General features: G+C 77.8%; 1 protein-coding gene and 1 pseudogene. Both read right to left on the bottom strand.

What is annotated here, in order from left to right; genetic code table 11:
* Nucleotides 1-1,660 (bottom strand): acyltransferase domain-containing protein (locus B0E53_RS39910; protein ID WP_246835746.1); only part of this gene is annotated, 1,660 nt, incomplete at its 3' end.
* Between the two features lie 295 nt (nt 1,661-1,955).
* A pseudogene (locus B0E53_RS39905) lies at nt 1,956-3,308 on the bottom strand (type I polyketide synthase); the annotation flags it as partial.
* Between the last annotated feature and the right edge of the window lie 129 nt (nt 3,309-3,437).

Here is a 3,437-nt window from a genome sequence, read left to right as displayed (position 1 = left end):
CGCGCGGCGGCCCGGCGGCCGGCGCGGCCGGCGGGGCGGGCGGGGCGGCGGAGAGGGTGGCGGTGCCGTGCCGGGTCCACGGGGCGGTGGCCGGGCCGTCGGCGGGACGGGAGTGCAGGGTGACCGGGCGGCGGCCGTCCGCGCCGGCCGGGCCGACGGCGACCTGCACCTGGGTCGCCCGGTCGGCCGCAAGGGTCAGCGGGGCCTCGATGACCAGCTCGTCGAGGACCGGGCAGCCGACCTCGTCGCCGGCGCGCAGGCACAGCTCGACCAGGCCGGTCCCGGGCACCAGCACGCGGCCGGAGACCCGGTGGTCGGCCAGCCAGGGCTGGTCGCCGACGGCGAGCCGCCCGGTGAACAGGTGTCCCTGCCCGTCGGCGAGGGGCACGGAGGCGCCGAGCAGTGGATGCCCGGCGGCGGCCAGCCCGGCCGCGCCGACGTCGGCCGCGCCGGTGACCGGCCGGGGCCAGTAGCGCCGGTGGGCGAAGGCGTAGGTGGGCAGGTCGACCCGGCGGCCGCCGGCCAGGGCGGGCCGCCAGTCGACCGGAACGCCGCGTACGTGCAGCTGGGCCAGGGAGAGCAGGAACCGGGCGCGGTCGCCCTGGTCACGGTGCACCGACCCGACCACGACGGCCTCGCCGTCGTGCTCCTGGAGGGTCTGCTCGATACCGACGGTGAGCACCGGGTGCGGGCTGCACTCCACGTACGTGTCGTGGCCCTCGGCGGCCAGCGCCCGGACCGCGGCCGCCAGCTCGACGGGCTGGCGCAGGTTGCGGTACCAGTAGTCCGGGCCCATCTCGGCGCCGTCCAGCCAGCGCAGGTCTGTGGTCGAGAACAGCGGCACGGCGGCCGGCCCGGGGGTGACGCCGGCGAAGGCCTCGGCCAGCTCCTCGCGGATCCGCTCCACCTGGGCGGAGTGGGAGGCGTAGCTGATCGGGATGCGGCGGAACCGGACCTGTTCGGCGACGAGTTCGGCGCCGAGTTCGTCGACCGCGTCCGGGTCGCCGGAGACGACCACGGCGGCGGGGCCGTTGACCGCGGCCACGGCGAGCCGGTCGCCGTACCGGGCGACGCGCTCGCGGACCTGGTCGGCCGGGAACGCCACCGCGGCCATCGCCCCGTGCCCGGCGATGGCGCGCAGGGCGCGGCTGCGCAGCGCCACCATCCGGGCGGCGTCGGGCAGCGACAGCACCCCGGCGACACAGGCGGCGGCGATCTCGCCCTGCGAGTGGCCGACCACGGCGGCGGGCTGGACGCCGTGCGAGCGCCACAGCTCGGCCAGCGACACCATCACCGCGAACAGCGCCGGCTGCACCACGTCGACCCGGTCCAGCCCGGGCGCGCCCGGGGCCTGGCGCAGCACGTCCCGCAGCGACCAGTCCAGGTAGGGCCGCAGCGCGGCGTCGCAGGCGGCCATCCGCTCGGCGAAGACGGGCGCCTGGTCGAGCAGGTCCAGCGCCATGCCGTCCCACTGGGAGCCCTGGCCGGGGAAGACGAACACCACCTTGCCGGTGGCGGTGGCCTCCCCGCGAACGAGGTCGGGGGCGGCCCCGCCGTCGGCGAGCGCGTCGAGGGCCGCGGCGACCCCCGCCGGGTCGGCGCCGACCAGCACGGCCCGGGTGTCGAAGGTGGCCCGGGTGGTGGCCAGCGACCAGGCCACGTCGAGGGGTCGCTGGTCGGGCCGGTCGGCCAGGTGGGCACGGAGCCGGCGGGCCTGGCCGGCCAGAGCCTCGGGGTGGCGGCACCGCCTCGACGACCACGTGGGCGTTGGTGCCGCTGATGCCGAACGAGGAGACACCGGCCCGGGCCGGCCGGTCGGCGCGGGGCCACGGCCGGGCCTCGGTGAGCAGGTCGACGGCGCCGGCCGCCCAGTCGACCCGGCTGGTGCGCCGCTCGGCGTGCAGGGTGCGGGGCAGCCGCCCGTGCCGCATGGCGAGGACGACCTTGAGCAGCCCGGCGACGCCGGCCGCGGCCTGGGTGTGGCCCAGGTTGGACTTCACCGAGCCGAGCAGCAGCGGCGGGGCGTCGTCGGGACGCTGGCCGTAGGTGGCGATGATCGCCTCGGCCTCGATGGGGTCGCCGAGCGGGGTGCCGGTGCCGTGCGCCTCGACGGCGTCCACGTCGGTGGGGTCGAGCCCGGCGGCGGCCAGGGCGGCCCGGATGACCCGCTCCTGCGACGGTCCGTTGGGGGCGGTGAGCCCGTTGGACGCCCCGTCGGAGTTGACCGCCGAGCCGCGGATCAGGGCGAGCACGGGGTGCCCGCGCCGTCGGGCGTCGGAGAGACGTTCCACGACCAGCACGGCGACGCCCTCGGACATGCCGAACCCGTCGGCCTCCTCGGCGAACGCCTTGCACCGGCCGTCGGCGGCGAGCCCCCGCTGGCGGCTGAACCCGGTCAGCCCGGCCGGGCTGGACAGCACGGACACCCCACCGGCCAGGGCCAGGTCGCAGTCGCCCTGGCGGAGCGCCTGCCCGGCCAGGTGCAGCGCCACCAGAGACGCCGAGCAGGCGGTGTCCACGGTGACCGCCGGCCCCTCCAGCCCGAGGGCGTACGCGACCCGTCCGGAAAGGACGCTGCCGGCGGTGCCGGTGAGCAGGTGCCCCTCGTCGGCGGTGGTCTCCCCGTCGTCGGAGGAGGCGCCCGGGGCGATCCGTTCGGCGTAGTCCTGGCCGTGGGTGCCGGCGAAGACGCCGGTGCGGCTGCCGCGCAGGGTGCCCGGGTCGATGCCGGCCCGTTCCAGGGCCTCCCAGGAGGTCTCCAGCAGCAGCCGGTGCTGCGGGTCCATGGTGAGCGCCTCACGGGGGCTGATGCCGAAGAAGGCGGCGTCGAAGTCGGCCAGTCCGGTGAGGAACCCGCCGGCCCGCGCGTACGTGCGGCCGGGGGTGCCGGGGACCGGGTCGTACAGGTCGGTCAACGGCCAGCCCCGGTCGGTGGGCAGGTCGCCGATCACCTCACCGCCGACGTCGAGGAGCCGCCACAGCTCCTCGGGGGAGCCGATGCCGCCGGGGAAGCGGCAGGCCATCGCGACGATGGCGACCGGCTCGTCCAGGGCGGCGGTGCCGGCGTCGGCGACCTCGGTGGCGGTGGTGCCGAGCAGCCGGGCGTGCAGGTGCGCGGCGAGCAGTTCCGGGGTGGGGTGGTTGAACACGGCGTGCGGGGCGAGCCGGATGCCGGTGGCGGCGGAGAGCCGGTTGCTCAGCTCCACGGCCATCAGCGAGTCGAAGCCGAGTTCCTTGAACGGCCGGCGGGGTTCGACCTGCTCGGGGCCGGGGTGGCCGAGGACGGTGGCGCAGCGGGTGCGGACCAGGTCGAGCAGCAGCGCGGCGCGCTCGGGTTCGCCGAGGCCGGCGAGGCGGTCGGCGAAGCCACCGGCGGCGGGGGTGCCCGGGCCGGCGTTGACGGCCCGGCGCGGTGGCGGCGGGAGCAGCGCCCGCAG

Origin of the sequence: Micromonospora sp. MH33, from assembly GCF_003013775.1 — a bacterium.
Lineage (GTDB): Bacteria > Actinomycetota > Actinomycetes > Mycobacteriales > Micromonosporaceae > Micromonospora > Micromonospora fulviviridis.
This window is presented reverse-complemented; position numbering and strand designations above follow the sequence as displayed.